General features: G+C 67.4%; 13 protein-coding genes. 5 read left to right on the plus strand and 8 right to left on the minus strand.

Annotated features, from left to right (window positions below):
- Positions 1 to 12 precede the first annotated feature (12 nt).
- The 4 genes from V6M89_RS02630 to V6M89_RS02645 all read left to right on the plus strand — a co-directional run bounded on the left by V6M89_RS02630 (position 13) and on the right by V6M89_RS02645 (position 4050).
- On the plus strand, positions 13 to 750 hold the full coding sequence (locus V6M89_RS02630; protein ID WP_332851691.1) for a TetR/AcrR family transcriptional regulator: 738 nt from the start codon (positions 13 to 15) through the stop codon (positions 748 to 750).
- Between the two features lie 99 nt (positions 751 to 849).
- Complete coding sequence (locus V6M89_RS02635) at positions 850 to 2196, plus strand: glutamine synthetase family protein (protein WP_332851692.1); 1347 nt, start codon at positions 850 to 852, stop codon at positions 2194 to 2196.
- Positions 2193 to 3482, plus strand: coding sequence for an NAD(P)/FAD-dependent oxidoreductase (locus tag V6M89_RS02640; protein WP_332851693.1), 1290 nt, complete (start codon positions 2193 to 2195; stop codon positions 3480 to 3482). Before V6M89_RS02635 ends, V6M89_RS02640 begins: the two co-directional genes overlap by 4 nt.
- Before the next feature lie 112 nt (positions 3483 to 3594).
- Positions 3595 to 4050 carry a cache domain-containing protein gene (locus V6M89_RS02645; RefSeq protein ID WP_332851694.1) on the plus strand — a complete coding sequence of 152 codons (456 nt, stop codon included), beginning with the start codon at positions 3595 to 3597 and terminating at the stop codon, positions 4048 to 4050.
- A 2-nt stretch (positions 4051 to 4052) separates the two neighbouring features.
- Here V6M89_RS02645 and V6M89_RS02650 read toward each other — a convergent pair whose 3' ends face one another.
- Genes V6M89_RS02650 through V6M89_RS02660 form a run of 3 tightly spaced genes read right to left on the minus strand, consistent with a single transcriptional unit; the run spans position 4053 to position 8256 of the window.
- Positions 4053 to 5918, minus strand: coding sequence for a feruloyl-CoA synthase (locus V6M89_RS02650; protein ID WP_332851695.1), 1866 nt, complete (start codon positions 5916 to 5918; stop codon positions 4053 to 4055).
- A 14-nt stretch (positions 5919 to 5932) separates the two neighbouring features.
- Positions 5933 to 7387 carry an aldehyde dehydrogenase gene (locus V6M89_RS02655; RefSeq protein ID WP_332851696.1) on the minus strand — a complete coding sequence of 485 codons (1455 nt, stop codon included), beginning with the start codon at positions 7385 to 7387 and terminating at the stop codon, positions 5933 to 5935.
- 35 nt (positions 7388 to 7422) lie between these two features.
- Positions 7423 to 8256, minus strand: coding sequence for a p-hydroxycinnamoyl CoA hydratase/lyase (locus V6M89_RS02660; protein ID WP_332851697.1), 834 nt, complete (start codon positions 8254 to 8256; stop codon positions 7423 to 7425).
- A gap of 119 nt (positions 8257 to 8375) precedes the next feature.
- Here V6M89_RS02660 and V6M89_RS02665 point away from each other — a divergent pair, with 119 nt between their 5' ends.
- The gene (locus V6M89_RS02665) at positions 8376 to 8831 is read left to right on the plus strand and encodes a MarR family winged helix-turn-helix transcriptional regulator (RefSeq protein ID WP_116988942.1); all 456 of its coding nucleotides are present in this window, start codon (positions 8376 to 8378) and stop codon (positions 8829 to 8831) included.
- Here V6M89_RS02665 and V6M89_RS02670 read toward each other — a convergent pair.
- Genes V6M89_RS02670 through V6M89_RS02690 form a run of 5 tightly spaced genes read right to left on the minus strand, consistent with a single transcriptional unit; the run spans position 8808 to position 17065 of the window.
- Complete coding sequence (locus tag V6M89_RS02670; protein WP_332851698.1) at positions 8808 to 10091, minus strand: thiolase family protein; 1284 nt, start codon at positions 10089 to 10091, stop codon at positions 8808 to 8810. The two genes, V6M89_RS02665 and V6M89_RS02670, sit on opposite strands and share 24 nt — an antisense overlap.
- The gene (locus tag V6M89_RS02675; RefSeq protein WP_332851699.1) at positions 10088 to 11887 is read right to left on the minus strand and encodes a carboxylesterase/lipase family protein; all 1800 of its coding nucleotides are present in this window, start codon (positions 11885 to 11887) and stop codon (positions 10088 to 10090) included. Before V6M89_RS02675 ends, V6M89_RS02670 begins: the two co-directional genes overlap by 4 nt.
- On the minus strand, positions 11880 to 13460 hold the full coding sequence (locus tag V6M89_RS02680; RefSeq protein ID WP_332851700.1) for a methyl-accepting chemotaxis protein: 1581 nt from the start codon (positions 13458 to 13460) through the stop codon (positions 11880 to 11882). Before V6M89_RS02680 ends, V6M89_RS02675 begins: the two co-directional genes overlap by 8 nt.
- Before the next feature lie 4 nt (positions 13461 to 13464).
- Positions 13465 to 15894 carry an efflux RND transporter permease subunit gene (locus V6M89_RS02685; RefSeq protein WP_332851701.1) on the minus strand — a complete coding sequence of 810 codons (2430 nt, stop codon included), beginning with the start codon at positions 15892 to 15894 and terminating at the stop codon, positions 13465 to 13467.
- Positions 15895 to 15937: 43 nt separating this feature from the next.
- Positions 15938 to 17065, minus strand: coding sequence for a YCF48-related protein (locus V6M89_RS02690; protein WP_332851702.1), 1128 nt, complete (start codon positions 17063 to 17065; stop codon positions 15938 to 15940).
- Between the last annotated feature and the right edge of the window lie 10 nt (positions 17066 to 17075).

Raw genomic sequence — 17075 nt, forward strand, 5'->3', positions numbered from 1 at the left:
TCACTGAAACGTATGCAAAAAAAAGAATCCCTCGCCCAGGTAGCGCCGGCCAGCGCCAAGGCCGCCGTCAAGCCTGTCGCCAAGCCGGCCGCCAAGCGGCGCGTTCCGCAGCAGGAGCGCGGCATCAAGACGATCGAGGTCATCCTCAAGGCGGCCGGACAGGAAATCGCGCGCGGTGGCCTGGGCAAGCTCACCACCAAGCGCATCGCCGAAGCGGCGGGCCTGTCGGTGGGCGGCCTGTACGAATACTTCCCCAACAAGGAAGCGGTGGTGCACGCGCTGGCCAGCCAGTGGCTGGAACAGGTCAAGGACGCGGTGGCCGCCATCCATCCGTCCAAGACCGGTTGCACCGATCTGATCCGTTATCTGGGCATGGTCTATGCGGCCGTCAAGCCTTTGTACCAGCAGGTGCCCGGTGTGAGCGAGCTGATCACGCTGCTGTCGTCGGTGCCGGCGCTGAAGGCGCTGGAACATGAGATCGACCTGCAGGTGAAAGCCTTGCTGACCGACGCCATCCAGTTCCTGGTGCCGTATGTCGACAAGGACCACTGCGGCGTCATGGCGCGCACCATGACCATCCTGGACCACCATCTGTTGATCGAATCGATCATGCGCGACCCGGCCCATGCCGAGCTGTTCGAGAGCCACCGCCTGATCTGCCATCACGCGCTGGCCAGCCATATGATGCTGCTGAACGAACAGGGGCGCCTGGCCAAGCCACGCCCTGAAGCGCCGCCCGACGTCACCTAAGCTCTCCCGCCTCCCCATCCCGTTCCATCCGTCCACCGGCGTTCGCGCCGGTGGCGTGCGCCTGCGCGTCCGCAGGACCAACCGCATCGAGAGCACTATATGAACCCGACTTTTTCCAAAGACTCGCTGGCAGGCCAGCCCTATGCCCGTTTCCTCGTCACCGATATCGACGGCGTCAGCCGTGGCAAGCACCTGTCCGGCGAAAAGATCGCCAGCATGCTGGACGGCGGCGGCACTATCGCCAGCGCCGTGTTCGGCTGGGATATCCAGGACCAGTTGTACCAGCAGGTCAGCTTCACCGGCTTCCACACCGGCTTTCCCGACATCGGCCTGGTGCTCGATCCCGCCACCGCGCGCCAGCTGCCGTGGGACGACAACTGCTGGCTGATCCTCGGCGAGCACACCCGCGCCGACGGCACGCCGTTGCCGATCTGCCCGCGCCAGGTGCTGAAACGGGTGCTGGCCAAGGCCGACGCGCTCGGCTACTCCGCCCAGGTGGGCGCCGAGTTCGAATGGTTTGTGCTGGACGAGACCGAAGTGTCGGTGCGCGCCAAGGGCTACCGTGACCTGCAGACCGCCACCCACGGCATGACCAACTACTCGCCGTTCCGCCTCGGCGCCCGGCAAGCGTTCGTGCGCGAACTGTTCACCAGCCTGAACGCCATCGACGTGCCGCTGGAAGCCCTGCACACCGAGGCCGGCCCCGGCAACTTCGAAGCGGCGATCCGCTACGGCGACGCGCTCAAGACTGCGGACCGCGCGGTGCTGTTCAAGGAATCGGTGCGCGAGATCGGCCGCCGCCACGGCCTGCTGAACACCTTCATGGCCAAGTACTCGACCGACTACGCCGGTTGCGGCCAGCACCTGCACCAGAGCCTGTGGCGGGACGGCCGCAACTGCTTCCACGACGAGCGGGGCGAGCACGGCATGAGCGACACCATGCGCCATTTCATCGCCGGCCAGTTGCATTGCCTGCCGCATCTGCTGCCGATGCTGGCGCCGTTCATCAACAGCTACAAACGGCTGGTGGACCATCACCTGGCCCCGGTCAAGCCGACCTGGGCGGTCGACAACCGCAACGCCGCGCTGCGGGTGATCCCCGGCGGCAGCCACAGCATGCGGCTGGAGACCCGCACCGCCGGCGCCGACGCCAATCCCTACCTGGCGATCGCCGCCGCGCTGGCGTCCGGCCTGTACGGCATCGAGCACAAGCTGGCGTTGGAATTGCCGCCGGTGGCCGGCGCCAACCGTGGCGCCGAGCAGGTCGAGCGGCTGCCGCGCACACTGGCCGAGGCCACCGCCGCGATGGAGCGCTCGCCGCTGGCATGCGAACTGATGGGCGAGGAATTCGTCCGCCATTTCGTCCAGACCCGGCAATGGGAAGTGGCTCAGTTCAACCAGAGCGTAACGGACTGGGAGCTGCAACGCTACCTGGAGCTCGCATGAGCACCGAACGCATCCATTCGTACTACAACGCCACCGTCAACAGCACCACGCGCTATCCCAAGCTGGAAGGCGAGCTGCGGGTCGATGTCGCCGTCATCGGCGGCGGCTTCACCGGCCTGGCCACGGCGCTGGAGCTGGCGGAGCAGGGCAAGCGGGTGGCGCTGGTCGAGGCGCATCGCATCGGCTGGGGCCAGTCCGGCCGCAACGGCGGGCAGGTCACGGGCAGCCTGTCGGGTGACGGCGCCATCCTGCGGCAGTTGACGCGCCAGGCCGGGGCCGAGGTGGCCGAGGAATTCATCTGGAATCTGCGTTGGCGCGGGCAGGACATCATCCGCAAGCGCATCGCGAAGTACGGCATCGAATGCGACCTCAAATACGGCCACCTGCACGCCGCCTACAAGGCAAGCGACATGCGTGCCATGTGCACGGCTTACGAGGAACTGGTCCGGCGCGACATGGGCGATATGGTGGAACTGGTGGAGGCGCGCGACATGGGCCGCTTCCTGGCCACGCCCTTGTATCACGGCGGCATCTACAACCAGCGCAATCTGCACCTGCATCCGCTCAACCTTTGCCTGGGCGAGGCGCGCGCGCTGGCCAGCCTGGGTGGTTTGATTTTTGAACAGTCGCCGGTGCTGGAGATCATCCACGGCGCCACGCCGGCGCTGCGGCTGGAGGGCGGGCGCATCGTCGCCGACCAGATCCTGCTGGCCGGTGATGTCAGCCACAAACTGGAACGGCGCAAGCTGGGCGGCATGATTTTCCCGGCGGCCGGCGGCATCGTCGCCACCGCGCCGCTGGGGGAACTGGCGCGGCAGATCAATCCGCAGGACGTGGCGGTGTACGACAGCCGCTTCGTGCTGGACTACTACCGCACCACGGCCGACGGCCGGCTGCTGTTCGGCGGCGGCGCCAACTACTCGGGCAAGTCCTCGCGCGACATCGCGGCCGAACTGCGGCCGTGCATAGAGCGCACCTTCCCGCAGCTGCGCGGGGTGGAGATCGACTACCAGTGGAGTTGCGACATGGGCATCGTCATCAACCGGATTCCGCAGTTGGGGAAGTTGGCGCACAATGTCTGGTACGCGCAAGGCTACTCGGGGCACGGCCTGGCCACCTCGCACATCGTCGGCGAGGTGATGGCCAAGGCCATCTCCGGGACGATGGACCAGTTCGACGTGTTCCAGCGCTTCAGCCACGTGCGGGCGCCGGTCGGCGACTGGCTGGGGCGGCACATGTTGGCGCTGGGAATGTGGTACTTCCTGATGCTGGAGCGGCTGCGCTAGGCCGTCGCCAATAAGGGAAATTACGTAGCGCTGGAGTGACCGATCCCAAGTGTAGAACTGATATAGTAACTTGCCGCCAATGCAGCGGCGATTTACTACTTTCGGAGACACAATGAAAAATACTATCCTGTCCGTATTGCTGGCCGCAACCGCGCTGACATCCTTGCCGGCGCTGGCCGCCGACGCGTCCGCCGCCGCCGTGGCGATGGTGGACAAGGGCGCCAGCTACCTGCAGAAAAATGGCAAGGACGCCCTGATCAAGGAAGTCAACAACAAGAATCCCGAGTTCGTCAACGAGAACACCTACCTGACAGTGCGGGCGATGGACGGCACGCAACTGGCGCATCCGACCAACCCCAAGCTGGTTGGCAAGAACATGGTGGTGCTGCCTGATGCGGACGGCAAGTTGTTCCGCAAGGAGATCATCGAAACGGCCAAGGCCAAAGGCAAGGGCTGGGTGGACTACCGCTACAACAATCCAACCACCGGCGAAATCGAGAAGAAGTCGACCTACTTCGTCAAGCAGGGCGACATCATCCTCGAAGCCGGTATCTACAAAGGCAAATAAGTTCAGGTGGCGGTCAACACCGCCGCGCTGGATCCTTCGTACATCGCCGTCACCAGCGCCGCGCGCCGCTCCAGCACCAGGCGCTGGTTGATCGATCCCTTGTCGGTCTGCTCGCCGGCCGTCACCGACGGCGCTTCCTCCAGCAGCAGCAGGCGTTCCACGCGGGACGCCGAACCGGTGGCCACCGCGTTCAATTGCGCCAGCAGTTGCTGGAAGTGGTTGCGCACCGGAGTGCTGGATAGTACCGCTGCGACATCTGCATCGGCGCCTAGCCCGGACAACAACTGGCACTGGTCCAGGCGCGGGAACACCAGCAAGCCTATGCTGTCACGATCGATGCCGGCCACCACCACGTCCTGGATGTAGGGCGCGCCGGCGCTGATGACACGCGCCCGCAATGGCCCGACGCTGACGAAAGTGCCGCTGCTCAGTTTAAAGTCCTCGGCGATGCGGCCGTCGAACATCAAGCCCAGTTCCGGCCGTGCTGGATCGACGAAGCGCACCGCGTCACCGCTGCGGTAGTAGCCTTCCTCGTCGAAGGCGTCGGCGGTGGCTTGCGGCGCGCGCCAATAGCCCGGCATGACGTGGGGGCCGCGAAAGCGCGCCTCGTACTTGCCTTCCACTTGCACCAGCTTGACCTCGCAGGCCGGCGCCGGCAGACCCACATAACCGGCCATCATCACCGGGCCGGTGGTGAAGGTGCATGACGGCGCCGTCTCCGTCATGCCCAGGCCGGCCATGATGCGGATCCGCTGGCCGCAGCGGTTTTCGCTGACGCGCTCCAGAGCATCCCACGCGGCCTGCGACAGGCCGGCGCCGGCGAAGAAGAACAGCTCCATCTGCGAGAAGAAGTGGCGGCACAGATCCGGGTCGTTGTCCAGCGCTGCGGTCAGCAGCTCCCAGCCCTTGGGCACATTGAAGAACACCGTCGGCGCGATTTCCTTCAGGTTGCGCACCGTGATGGCGAAGTCGCGCGCGGTGGGCTTGCCGTCGTCGATGTAGTAGCTGCCGCCGTTGTACAGCGCGATGCCGACATTATGGCTGCCGCCGAAGGTGTGGCTCCATGGCAGCCAGTCCAGCAGCACCGGCGGCTTGTCGCCGAAGGCAGGGAAGCTTTGCAGCAGCATCTGCTGGTTGGCACACAACATGCGCTGGGTGGTCACCACCGCCTTGGGCAGCTTGGTCGATCCCGACGTGAACAGGAACTTGGCGATGGTGTGCGGGCCGATGGCGGCGTTGGCCGCGTCCACCGTGCGCGGCGCGGTCGCCAGTAGTTGCGCCAGCGGCGTGCTGGCGCGGCCGGCGTCGCCGTGGTCGATCACGATCTCGACGTCTTCCGGCACCGCCGCCGCCAATGCCGCCGCGCAGGCGCCGCCGTCGGTGGCGTAGATCATGCCCGGCGTCAGATGGCGCACGAAGTGGGTCAGCTTGGCGTGGTCGGTGGCGGCGCCGGAAGCTGCCGGCGAGACCGGGCAATACGGGATGCCGGCGTACAGCGCGCCCAACGCCAGTTGCAGGTGCTGCAGATCGTTACCGGACAAGATCATCAGCGGACGTTCGGCCGACAGGCCACGGTCCAGCAAGGCCTGGCCGACGGCGCGCGCCTGCTCCAACATCTGCCGGTAGCTGAGGTGCTGCCAGGCGCCGTCGGCCCCGCGCCGCGCGGCCAGCGTGCGCTCGGGATGGCGCTCGGCGCCGCGCACCAGGCAGTCGGTGATGCGGTCTGGGTAGGCGCCCAGCGCTTCTTCCGACGCCAGCCGCCAGGCGCCCTGGGCATCGTTCTCGATCCGCACCGGCGCGCCGCCGACGCGCACCGGGCGATAGCGCGACAGGTCCAGCGTCGCGGCGGTGGTGGGGAGCTGCGTCATTGCATGCTCCTCCATCAGACCGGATAGTGGCGGTGGCCGCTCTGGATGGTGATCCAGCGCAGGTCGGTGAATTCGGCGATGCCGGCCTTGCCACCGAAGCGCCCGTAGCCACTGGCCTTGACGCCGCCGAACGGCATCTGCGCTTCATCGGCCACGGTGGAGCTGTTGATGTGGCAGATGCCCGATTCGATGCGGCGCGCCAGCGCCAGCGCGCGCGAGATGTCGCGGCTGAAGACGGCGGCGGACAGGCCGTATTCGCTGGCGTTGGCCTCGGCCAGCGCCGCCTCGTCGCCGTCGACGCGGATGATGCCGACGATGGGACCGAACGACTCTTCCTGGTACACCGCCATGTCCGGCGTGATGTGGTCGATGATGGCCGGCTGCAGCAGGTTGCCGTCGCTTGCGGCGCTGCCGCAGACGATCTGCGCGCCCTTGGCCTGGGCGTCGGCGATCATGGCGGCCACGCGGCTGGCTGCGGAGGCGTCGACCATGCCGCCCAATACGGCGCCTTCCTGGCCTGGCTTGCCGGCGCGCAGGCCGGCGGTCTTGATGCGCAGCTTGTCGACGAAGGCGTCGGCCACCTTGCTGTCGACGATGATGCGGTCGGTCGACATGCAGATCTGGCCCTGGTTGAAGAAGGAGCCGAAGGCGGCCGCCTGCACCGCCTCGTCGAGGTCGGCGTCGTCCAGCACCAGCAGTGGATTCTTGCCGCCCAATTCCAGCACCACCGGCTTCAGATGCTGCGCGGCCTGCTGGGCGATGATGCGTCCCACCTTGGTCGAACCGGTGAAGTTGATGCGCTTGACGGCCGGATGGGCGATCAGGCGCGCCACCACGGCGGCGGCGTCCTGCGGCGCGTTGCTGATGACGTTGACCACGCCGGGCGGGAAGCCCGCGTCCTCGAACACCTTGCCGATCAGGCGGTGCACGGCGGGGCACACCTCGGACGACTTGAGCACCACCGTGTTACCGCAGGCCAGGGGCGTGGCGATGGCGCGCGTGCCCAGGATCACCGGCGCGTTCCACGGCGCGATGCCCAGCACCACGCCGCAGGCCTGGCGCACGCCCATCGCCATCAGGCCCGGCACGTCGGAGGGGATCACCTCGCCGGCGATCTGGGTGGTCAGCGAGGCCGCTTCGCGCAGCATGGAGGACGCCAGCATCACATTGAAGCCGTACCAGCCGGCCACGCCGCCCGCTTCGGCCACGCCGGCGGCGATGAACTCGGGCGCGCGCGCTTGCAGGCAGTCGGCCGCCTTGAGCAGCAGGCGGCGACGCTCGCCCGGCGCGGTGGCGGACCAGCCGGGGAAGGCCGCCTGCGCGGCGGCGACGGCGGCGTCGGCATCGTCCAGCGTGGCGGCGGCTGCCACCGAGGCGGTGTCGCCGGTGGCCGGGTTGAGGCGCTGGTAAGTGGCGCCGGTGGATGAGGCCTGGTCCAGGCCTCCGATCAGCAAACGGGCTTCAAGCATGGCGTATCTCCTGTGTTGTTGGCGTGGTGTGCGTCTTATGCGCGCTTGTAGGTTTGCAGGCCTGGTTTGATGGTCTTATCGTCCAGGAACTGCTTGAGGCCCTGGGCGCGGCCTTTTTCCGGGTCACGGTAGTTGGACTGGTCGACTTTGGCGTACAGGTAGTCTTCATTCTGCTCCCAGGTCAGTTCGCGGCAGCGCTTGAAGCCGTTCTTGGCGATGCGCAGCACGGTCGGCGATTTTGCCAGCAGCTTCTCCGCCAGTTCGATGGTGGCTTCGCGCAGCTGCGCCAGCGGCACGCTCTTGTTCACCAGTCCCATTGCGGCGGCTTCCTTGCCGGTGAAGGTGTCGCCGGTCATGATGTAGTGTAGCGCCTGACGGTGGCCCATGGTGTCGGCGACCGCTTTGCTGACCAGGTTACCCGGCGGGATGCCCCAGTTGATCTCCGACAGGCCGTACACGGCTTCGTCGGCGGAGATGGCCAGGTCGCAGGCGACCAGCGGCGAGAAGGCGCCGCCGAAGCACCAGCCGTTGACCATGGCGATGGTCGGCTTGCTGTACATGCGCAGCAGCTTCCATTGCCACTGCGAGCAGTCGCGGCGCAGCTTCTCCTGGTAGATCTCCGGCTTGCCGTCGTTTTCGCGGAAGTACTCCTTCAGGTCCATGCCGGCGGTCCAGCTGTCGCCGGCGCCGGTCAGCACCAGCACTTCGGCCTCGGCGTCCAGTTCCAGGGTTTCCAGCACGTCGATCATTTCGCGGTTCAGCGTCGGGCTCATGGCGTTGCGCTTTTCCGGGCGGTTCAGGGTCACCCAGGCGATGCCGCCGGTGATGTCGACTTTTACGGTGCTCCAGCGGTTGTCGTATTGGCTCATTTCGGTCTCACTTTATGTTAGGTTGATATCAGGTTGCCTGATACGTGACTTATAATATATGCTGCTTGGGCTGTAATGCAAGCGCTTTTCGAACGCTTTCTTTTGAATTCTGGATCACGATGAAAAAACCTCCTTCCGCCGCGCACGACAAACCCACCGGCATCGCCTACCTGATCGGCCGCATCGACCATGTGCTGAGCCGGCGCCTGCGCGACAGCCTCGGTTTGCTGGGCATGACGGCGGCCCAGTACACGGCACTGTCGGTGCTCGATACCCAGCAGCAACTGTCGAACGCGCAACTGGCCGAGCGTTCGATGATCTCGCCGCAGTCGGCCAACGAGATGGTCAAGGCGATGGAGGCGCGCGGCTGGGTGGTGCGCCAGGCCGACGCCAATCATGGCCGCATTATCCATCTGCGCCTCAGCGACGAAGGCAGCGCCTTGCTGCGCCAGGGCGACGCCGCGGTGGCGGAGCTGGAACGCGCGATGCTGGCCGAACTGGACGCCGACCAGCGCGGCGAACTGCATGCGCAACTGCGCGTGCTGTTGCGGTCACTGAGCGCCATCGTGCTGTAACTGCCGCCAGCGCGGATTCTCCAACAACAGGGCGATGCCCTGGCCGCCGCCGACGCAGGCCGCCGCCACCCCGTAGCGCTGGCGCCGCAGGTCGAGCGCGCGCGCCAGCGTGATGGTCAGGCGCACGCCGGTCGCCGCCAGCGGATGGCCCAGCGCGATCGCGCCGCCGTGGATGTTGAGACGGTCCCGGTCCAGCTTCAGTTCACGCTCCACCGCGATGATCTGCGCGCCTTGCGCTTCATTGATTTCAAACAGGCCGATTTGCTGTATGCCCAGTCCGCTGCGGTCGAGCAGCAGGCGGATCGCCGGCGCCGGGCCGATGCCCATGACTTCGGGCGGCACGCCGACCACCGCCGCCGCCACGATGCGCGCCTGCGGCCGATGCCCGCCGTGCATCGCATAGGCGCCGGAAGCGACGATGGCCGCCGCCGCGCCGTCGGCCAGCGCGCAGCTGTTGCCGCCGGTTTGCACACCGTGCGGATACAGCGGGCGCAGCGTGGCTAGCACCGACGGCGGCGAGATGCGCGGATGGGTGTCCTGCGCCAGCTCCGTCATCGGTCCGGAAAGCCGGATGCGGCGGTCCGCATAGTCGTCCAGCGTGAAGACCTCGTTGCCGACGGCGACGATCTCGCCTGCGTGGAAGCCGGCCGCCCTGGCGTCAAGCGCGCGGGCATGCGACTGCGCGGCGAATTTGTCCACTTCGGCGCGCGTGATGCCGTAGCGGCGCGCCAGGTTTTCGGCGGTTTGCGGCATTGTGATCCCCGGCGCGGGATCGGTCAGCGCTTCCCACAGGAAGTCCTCGAAGCCGACCGGTGCGCCCAGTTTGAAACCGCTGCGGTGGTTGAAGGCGGCGATGGGATTGCGCGTCATCGATTCGGTGCCCACCACCAGCACGGCGTCCGCGTAGCCCAGCGCGATCTGGTCGCCGGCCTGGCGGAACAACTCGAAGCCGGTGCCGCAGATGCGCTGCACGTTCAGCGCCGGCACTGTCAGCGGCACGCCGGCGTACAGGCCGATATGGCGTGGCAGCATGTACTGGTAGCAGTCGCCCGGCGCCATGCTGCCGCTGATGACGGAGCCGATGTCGATGGCCGGCACGCCGCTGCGCTTGAGGACCGCGCGCGCGGCCTTGATGCCAAGATCCGTGGGCGAGACCTGGCTGAAGGCGCCGCAGTAGTCGGCCAACGGCGTGCGCAGGCCGTCGATCAGCCACAGGTCGTCGTAGCTCTGGAAGAAACCCTGGTTGGCGTTCTTGTTCATGGCCAGTAGCTGGGACGCAGTTGTCCGGTCGGACCGGCGTAGCCGTGGGAGAGGGCGAAGGCCTCCAGCGCATTGGGTGCTTCGTAGCGGCCGAAGATCGACCACAGGAACATACGGCCGAATAGTTCGCAGCGTTCGCGCGGATTGCTGTGCAACGCGGGGTCGCCGGCTAGCGCTGCCTTCAGCGAAGCGAGGCTGTTCTCGTGGACCACCATGCGGGTGCCGCCGTCGGCATTGGTGTCGAACACCATCAGGCGCGCAGCGCTGGCGTCGGCGCTCCAGCGCCGCCATTCCGGCAGCGCGTTGGCCGGGCCGGCGGCTGGCTCGCCGTGGCGAGCGAAGTGGGTCCAGTAGCCGGCCATGGCGTCGGAGACTTCCTTGCGGCCTGGCAGGTTGGCGGCGGTGAAGCAGCGGAATGGATCGAACTCGCCATCGAGGTCGCGCAGGACGAAGGCCACATCCAGCACGTGCGCTGCGCCCAGCAGTATGCGCGGCGCGATCAACGGTATTGCGGGCTGCTCGTCCCAATCGAAGCGGTAGGTCCACACGTCGTGGTGGCCCGAGGCCACCATGGCGCTGGCCGGTTCCAGCGCACCGGCGGCCTGCCACAGGGCGGACATGTAGGCCGCGTGGCGCTGGTAGCGGGCGCGGTTGCGCATCAGCGGAATGCGGCCGAACAGCATGTGCACGTAGTCGGGATTGTTGGACATGAACAGCTTGTATTCGTCGCGGTTGGTGCCGATGATGACCGGCACCGCGTTGTAGCGGCCACGGTCGGCGAACACCTCGGCCAGCGGCATGGCGGGCAGCACGTGGCCGTCCTGGAGCACGCATGGTGCGTCGTAGAAGCTGAGCGCTCCCGGCGTGATCGGCGCCAGCAGGGCTGCGGCGGGCAGGCCGCGCACGTAGTCGGCGATGTCGGCGGCCGGCATGGAGGCGATCAAGGCCTTGGCGGCGGTGCGGTCGGCGGCGCGGCCGTCGCGCTGCAACCACTGGCACAGCAGCTCACGCGAGCTGAGGGCGTGGCCGGGCTGGATGTCGTCCGCGTAGTTGCGGGCTTGCGCCTGCGTGTAGCTGACAGTCAGAGGCGATTGCAGGATGGCGCGATGAAACAGGCCCTTGGCCAATGGGCTGGCCAGCAGGGTATAGGCATTCAGTCCACCGGCCGATTCGCCGAACACCGTGACGTTATCGGGATCGCCGCCGAAAGCCGCGATGTGTTGGCGCACCCACTGCAGCGCAGCTACCAGGTCCAGCGTGCCGAAGTTACCGGAGCGGTCGGCGGGGCTGTCGTCGTCCTGCGTCAGCTCGTCGAGGCTGAACCAGCCGAGGATGCCGAGGCGGTAGTTGGCCGACACCACGAGTACCTGGTCTTGGCCGGCCAAGTTGCGCAACGTGGTGTAGGTGGCGGCGGTGCCGGCGGTGTTGGCGCCGCCGTGGATCCAGAACATCACCGGCAGCGCGGCCAGCCGCGCTTCTTCGGAAGTCATCTGCGGCGCGAACACGTTCAGCGTCAGGCAGTCTTCCGAGCCGGCCAACTGGCCCCATTGGTCGGGAGGCAGTTCCAGCGTGGCGCCGGCCAGTTGCAGCGCTGGCCTGCCGCAGGCCAGCGCTTCGCGCACGCCCGCCCAGGGCTGAGGTGGACGCGGCGCCTTCCAGCGCAGCGGGCCGACAGGCGGCTGCGCATACGGCAGTCCCAGCCAGGCGTGGGTGTTGTGGCGATCGGCGCGGCCCACCACGTGACCTAGCGCGGTGTGGCGCAGCGAATCTGCGGCATGGAGCAGGATGTCAGGCATGATTGAATTCCTCTTGTAGTTTGAAGGTATGCACCAGCCGCGCCAGTTCCGCCGCCTGTTGGCGCATGCCGGCGGTAGCGCCGGTGGCCTGTTCGACCAGTTCCGAGTTCTGTTGCGTCACCAGCTCCATCGCCTGCAACGCGGCGCCTGCCTGTTCGATGCGTGCCTGTTGCTGGAGGCTGGCGGCGGCGATGCGGCCGATGATGACGCTGACCTGCTGAACACTGGCGACAACCTCGTTCATGGTGGCGCCGGCGCGTGCCACCAGCCGGTTGCCGGCTTCGACCTGGCTCACCGAGTGGCCGATCAGAGTACGGATTTCGCGCGCGGCGGTGGCGGAGCGTTGCGCCAGGTTGCGCACTTCGCCGGCGACGACGGCGAAGCCGCGCCCCTGTTCGCCGGCGCGCGCCGCTTCGACCGCCGCGTTCAGGGCCAGGATATTGGTCTGGAACGCGATGCCGTCGATGACGCCGATGATTTCGCCGATGCGGTGGGCCGAGCCGGTGATGGAGTCCATCGTCAGGATCACTTCCGCCGCCACCTTGCCACCGTCGCGCGCCACCGCGCTGGCGTTGGCGGCCAGTTCGGTGGCCTGGCGTGCGTGGCCGGCGTTGTCGCGCACGGCCTCCGCCAGCTGCGCCACACAACCGGCGGTGGCGCGCAGCGATTTGCGCTGGCTGTCGCTGCGCCTCGTCAGGTCCTGGTGGCCGCCGGCGATTTCGCTGGCCGCTCCGGCGATATGGTCGGCGCCGCGCCGCACCTGGCCGACCATCGAGGCCAGTCCGGTGCGCATGGTGTGCATCGCGAACAGCAGGCTGGAAGCATCACCGCCGCGCAGGCTGACATTCCCCGCCAGGTCGCCGGCGGCGGTGCGGCCGGCGATCTTGACCGCGTAGGCCGGTTCGCCGCCCAGCTGTTCGAGGATGCCGCGCGTCAGGCGCCAGCACAGCAGGCCGCCCAGCAGCAGGGCCGCGACACCCAGCGCCAGTATCCAACTGCGCGCGCCGGCATCGGACGAGCGGCCCTGTGCGGCGGCCAGTTCGCTCTGGCTGGTCTCCAGCAGGACCAGCTGTTCCAGCGCTGTCATCCAGCGGGTCTGGACCGGCAGCAGGCGTTCGACCAGCACGGTGTAGATCTGGTCCGACTCGCTGCGCATGGCCAGATCCATCGCTTGTGCAATCGGCGCCCGGGCCGCCGTATTTTGCTGGCCGATCTGCGCCAGCAAGGCGCTTTCCTCCGCCGTCGCGGCGCCGGCCAGCAGTTCGCGCAAACGCTTTTCGGCGCTGGCGTAACGCCTGGCCTGGTCCTGCATCCGTTCCGCTTCCGGCTGGAGGTAGGACAGGGAACCGATCAGCGCCATGTTACGCAGCGCGATCATGCGTTCGTACACGGTGTCGCGCATCTGGGTGGCGAGCCGGGTCTTGACGTTGCCGACCAGCGTGATCTGGTCGGTGCGCAGCTGCATCTGCTGCATGTGCACCAGGCCGAGCGCCACGACGGCGACCAGCAGCGCCAGGATCAGGCCGAAGCCGAGGCGCAGGCGGGCGCCGATGCTCATGTCGGAAGTAGCCATGGCGTCAGTGGATCCCGGCCACGGCGCGTTCCTGCGCCTGCGTCGCCGCATCCATGCGCGCGGGCTTGGGTGGCATCAGGAAGTAGGCCAGCGCCGGCACCAGCACCAGCGCGCCCACCATATTCCACAGGAACATGAAGGCCAGCAGGATGCCCATGTCGGCCTGGAATTTGATCGGCGAGAACAGCCACGTGGCGACCGCCACGGCCAGCGTCACGCCGGTCAGTATCACCACCCGGCCGGTGAAGCGCAGCGCATGCAGGTAGGCGTCGGACAGGCTGGCGCCGGCGCGCATGCGGGTCAGCATCACGCTCAGCACATACAGCGCGTAGTCCACGCCGATGCCGACGCCGAGCGCGATCACCGGCAGTGTGGCGACCTTGACGCCCATGCCCAGCACCACCATCAGCACTTCGCACAGGATGGAGGTGAGCACCAGCGGCAGGATGGCCACCAGCACCGCGCGCCAGCTGCGGAAGGTGGCGTAGCACAGCAGGATCACCGCACCATACACCCAGAACAGCATGTCGTGCATGGCCTGCTTGACGACGATATTGGTGGCGGCCTCGATGCCGGCGCTGCCGGCTGCCAGCTGGAACTGCACCTCCGGTGTGTTGTGGGTGGCGGCAAAGGCTTCGACCGCGTCGACCCCGCGGGTCAGCGTGGCGGCCTTGTGGTCCTTCAGGTAGACGTACAGCGACAGCAGCGAGCAGCTTTGGTTGAACAGTTCGCGCGGGGCCCTGGTCTGCACCGCGCCCAATGCTCCGGCGTTGGGTATCAAGTCATACCATTTGAAGTTGCCCTCGTTGTAGCCGGTGGTGGCCAGCTTGCTCAACGCCGCCATCGAGTTGGTCGAGTCGACGCCTGGCAGCTGCTCCAGCTGCCAGGCCAGCTTGTCCACGCTGGCCAGCGTGGCGTAGCGGGTGCACTGGTCGGGCGCGGTCTTGATCATCACCACCAGGATGTCGGAACTGGCCGCGTAGTTGGCGACCATGAAGCCGTTGTCGCGGTTGTAGCGCGAATCGGCACGCAGTTCCGGCGCGCCGGGATCGAGGTCGCCCACCTTCAGGTTAAGGCTGTACAGGTAGCCCAGTCCGCCTAGCAGCAGGCTGGAAGCCACTGTGACGGCGGCCCAGCGGCGCTGCGTGAAGCGGTCGAGGAAGGTCCACAGCCAGGGCTGGGCCGCGCCGTCGGCGCTGTCGGCTTGCAGGCTGCGGGCGGCGGCCTTGGCGCTGACGCCGGTGTACGACAGCAGCACCGGCAGCAGCACCAGGTTGGTGAAGATCAGCACCGCCACGCCGATGCTGGCGATGATGGCAAGGTCCTGGATCACCTTGATCTGGATGCTGACCAGAACCGCGAAGCCGACCGCGTCGCACAGCAGCGCGGTGAGGCCGGCGGCGAACAGGCGGCGGAAGGTGTAGCGCGCCGCCACCACGCGATGCGTGCCGCGGCCCACGTCCTGCATGATGCCGTTCATCTTCTGGGCGCCGTGGCTCATGCCGATGGCGAACACCAGGAAGGGCACCAGCACGGAATACGGATCCAGTTCGTAGTGCAGCGCCGCCAGCAGGCCGCACTGCCACAGCACCGCCACCAGCGAACACATGACCACCAGCGTGGTGCTGCGCCAGCAGCGCGTGTACCAGAACAGTACAGCGGCGGCGATGGCGATCGCCAGCAGGAAGAACATCAGCACCTGTTGCAGGCCGTCGATCAAGTCGCCGACGATCTTGGCGAAGCCGGTGATGTGGATACGCACGCCTTCCTTCTGGTATTTGGCGCGGATCTGCTCCAGCCGTTCCGACATGGCGCCGTAGTCGAGTGCCTGGCCGGTCTGCGGATTCTGTTCCAGCAGCGGCACGAAGACGATGCTGGACTTGAAGTCGGCCGCCACCAGCTGGCCGATTTCGCCGGAGCGGGCGACGTTGGCGCGCAATTGCGCCATGCTGTCGGCCGAGCCGTCGTAGCCATCCGGGATGACGGTGCCGCCGTCCAGGCCTTCCTCGGTCACGGCGGCCCAGCGCGTGCTGGGCGTCCACAACGATTTCATGAAGGGCCGGTCCACGCCCGGCAGCAGGAACACTTCATCGTTCAGGCGCTGCAGGGTGTCGAGGTAGGCGCGGTCGTAGATGGTGCCGCCGTTCGCTTCGACGGCGATGCGCACCGAGTTGCCCAGTCCATTCAGGTCGGCCTTGTTGGCGAGGTAGTTGACCACGTAGGGATGGGCGCTGGGGATCATCTTCTCGAAGCTGGCATTGAGCTTGATGCGCGTGGCCTGGTAGCCCAGCACGATGGTCGCCAGCAGGCAAAGCAGGATGACCAGCGGCCGGTAATTGAACAGCGCGCGCTCGCCCAGGTTGCCGGAGCTGGTGTCGAAGTCCTGTAGCCGTCGTACTATCGGCTGTTGTTCCAAATCTTGATCTGTGTGCATGATGTTCCAGCCATGTTCGTATAAAGGAGAAGGGCGCTAGCGCTTAACGCGGTGTGGCCGGCGCGGCCACCCGGCGCAGGCCGCGCAGCCCGGCCACCACCAGCGCGCCGTCGCGGGCTTGGGCCACGGCGGCCAACGGCAATGCCGGCGGCAGGGCGGCGCCGGCCTGCGGGGCGAAGCTGCGGCCCTGGTCGCGGCTGAGCAGCACGTCGCCGCCCTGGCTGACCAGCACCAGCGTGCCGTCGGCCAGTTCGGCGCCGCCGGCCAGCGACGCCTGGACGCCGGTGTCGACCTTGCTCCAGCTGGCGCCCTGGTCGCCGGACCAGTAGGCGTTGCCGCGCAATCCGTAGGCGACCAATGCGCCGCCGCGCGTGGCCAGCAGGCCGAAGTAGCTGCCCTTGTATGGGCTGGCGAGGGCGCTGAAGCTGGCCCCCTGGTCGGTGGAGCGCAGCAGCAGGCCCTGTTCGCCGGCCAGATAGAGCGCGTCGCCCGCGCCGCGCATACCGTACAGGTGCAGGCCCTTGGGATTGGCGACATGCTGCTGCCACGGTTGCCAGGTGGCGCCGCCGTCGTCGGTCTTGAACAGCAGGTTGTAGGCGCCCAGCACGTAGCCGCTGCGGGCGCTGGCGAAGTGCAGGTCGAGGAAGGGCTTGTCCGGCCCGTCCGCCACCAGATGCCGGGCGTCGGCCAGGGCACGTTCCCGGTCCTGGGGCGTGACGTCGGCGGCCGCTTTGAGCACCAGTGCGGCGGCCTGGATGCCGTCCAACTGCTTGCTCCAGGTGGCGCCGCCGTCGGCGCTGTGCAGCACCACGCCTTGATGGCCGACCGCCCATCCTTGCCGGGCGTCGATGAACTGCACGGCCGTCAGGCTGACCCCGACCGGCACGCTGGCCTGGCGCCAGGAGGCGCCGGCATCATCCGAGTACAGGATGGTGCCGCGTTCGCCGGCCGCCACCAGCCGCTGGCCGGCGGCGGCGATGGCCAGCATGGCGGCGTTCAAGGCCTTGGGCGTGACCAGCGCCGGCTGCGTCAACGCTGCAGGAGCGACCGTCGCAGCGGCGGCGCCTTCGGCCGATGCCGCCGGCGCCAGCGCGCAGCACGCGGCGAACAACGCTGCGAACAATGCCGCCAGCGCCGTGCGGCGGGCCGCGTGTGGATTCAACTTGTTCATCGAGCGCCCC

The sequence above is a fragment of the Duganella sp. S19_KUP01_CR8 genome (assembly GCF_036688705.1).
Classification (GTDB): Bacteria; Pseudomonadota; Gammaproteobacteria; order Burkholderiales; family Burkholderiaceae_D; genus Rugamonas.

Bases quoted from the DNA above. Each gene is read 5' to 3' on its own strand.
- V6M89_RS02630 (WP_332851691.1), top strand. From the start codon at position 13: ATGCAAAAAAAAGAATCCCTCGCCCAGGTAGCGCCGGCCAGCGCCAAG.
- V6M89_RS02635 (WP_332851692.1), top strand. From the start codon at position 850: ATGAACCCGACTTTTTCCAAAGACTCGCTGGCAGGCCAGCCCTATGCC.
- V6M89_RS02640 (WP_332851693.1), top strand. From the start codon at position 2,193: ATGAGCACCGAACGCATCCATTCGTACTACAACGCCACCGTCAACAGC.
- V6M89_RS02645 (WP_332851694.1), top strand. From the start codon at position 3,595: ATGAAAAATACTATCCTGTCCGTATTGCTGGCCGCAACCGCGCTGACA.
- V6M89_RS02650 (WP_332851695.1), bottom strand. From the start codon at position 5,918: ATGACGCAGCTCCCCACCACCGCCGCGACGCTGGACCTGTCGCGCTAT.
- V6M89_RS02655 (WP_332851696.1), bottom strand. From the start codon at position 7,387: ATGCTTGAAGCCCGTTTGCTGATCGGAGGCCTGGACCAGGCCTCATCC.
- V6M89_RS02660 (WP_332851697.1), bottom strand. From the start codon at position 8,256: ATGAGCCAATACGACAACCGCTGGAGCACCGTAAAAGTCGACATCACC.
- V6M89_RS02665 (WP_116988942.1), top strand. From the start codon at position 8,376: ATGAAAAAACCTCCTTCCGCCGCGCACGACAAACCCACCGGCATCGCC.
- V6M89_RS02670 (WP_332851698.1), bottom strand. From the start codon at position 10,091: ATGAACAAGAACGCCAACCAGGGTTTCTTCCAGAGCTACGACGACCTG.
- V6M89_RS02675 (WP_332851699.1), bottom strand. From the start codon at position 11,887: ATGCCTGACATCCTGCTCCATGCCGCAGATTCGCTGCGCCACACCGCG.
- V6M89_RS02680 (WP_332851700.1), bottom strand. From the start codon at position 13,460: ATGGCTACTTCCGACATGAGCATCGGCGCCCGCCTGCGCCTCGGCTTC.
- V6M89_RS02685 (WP_332851701.1), bottom strand. From the start codon at position 15,894: ATGCACACAGATCAAGATTTGGAACAACAGCCGATAGTACGACGGCTA.
- V6M89_RS02690 (WP_332851702.1), bottom strand. From the start codon at position 17,065: ATGAACAAGTTGAATCCACACGCGGCCCGCCGCACGGCGCTGGCGGCA.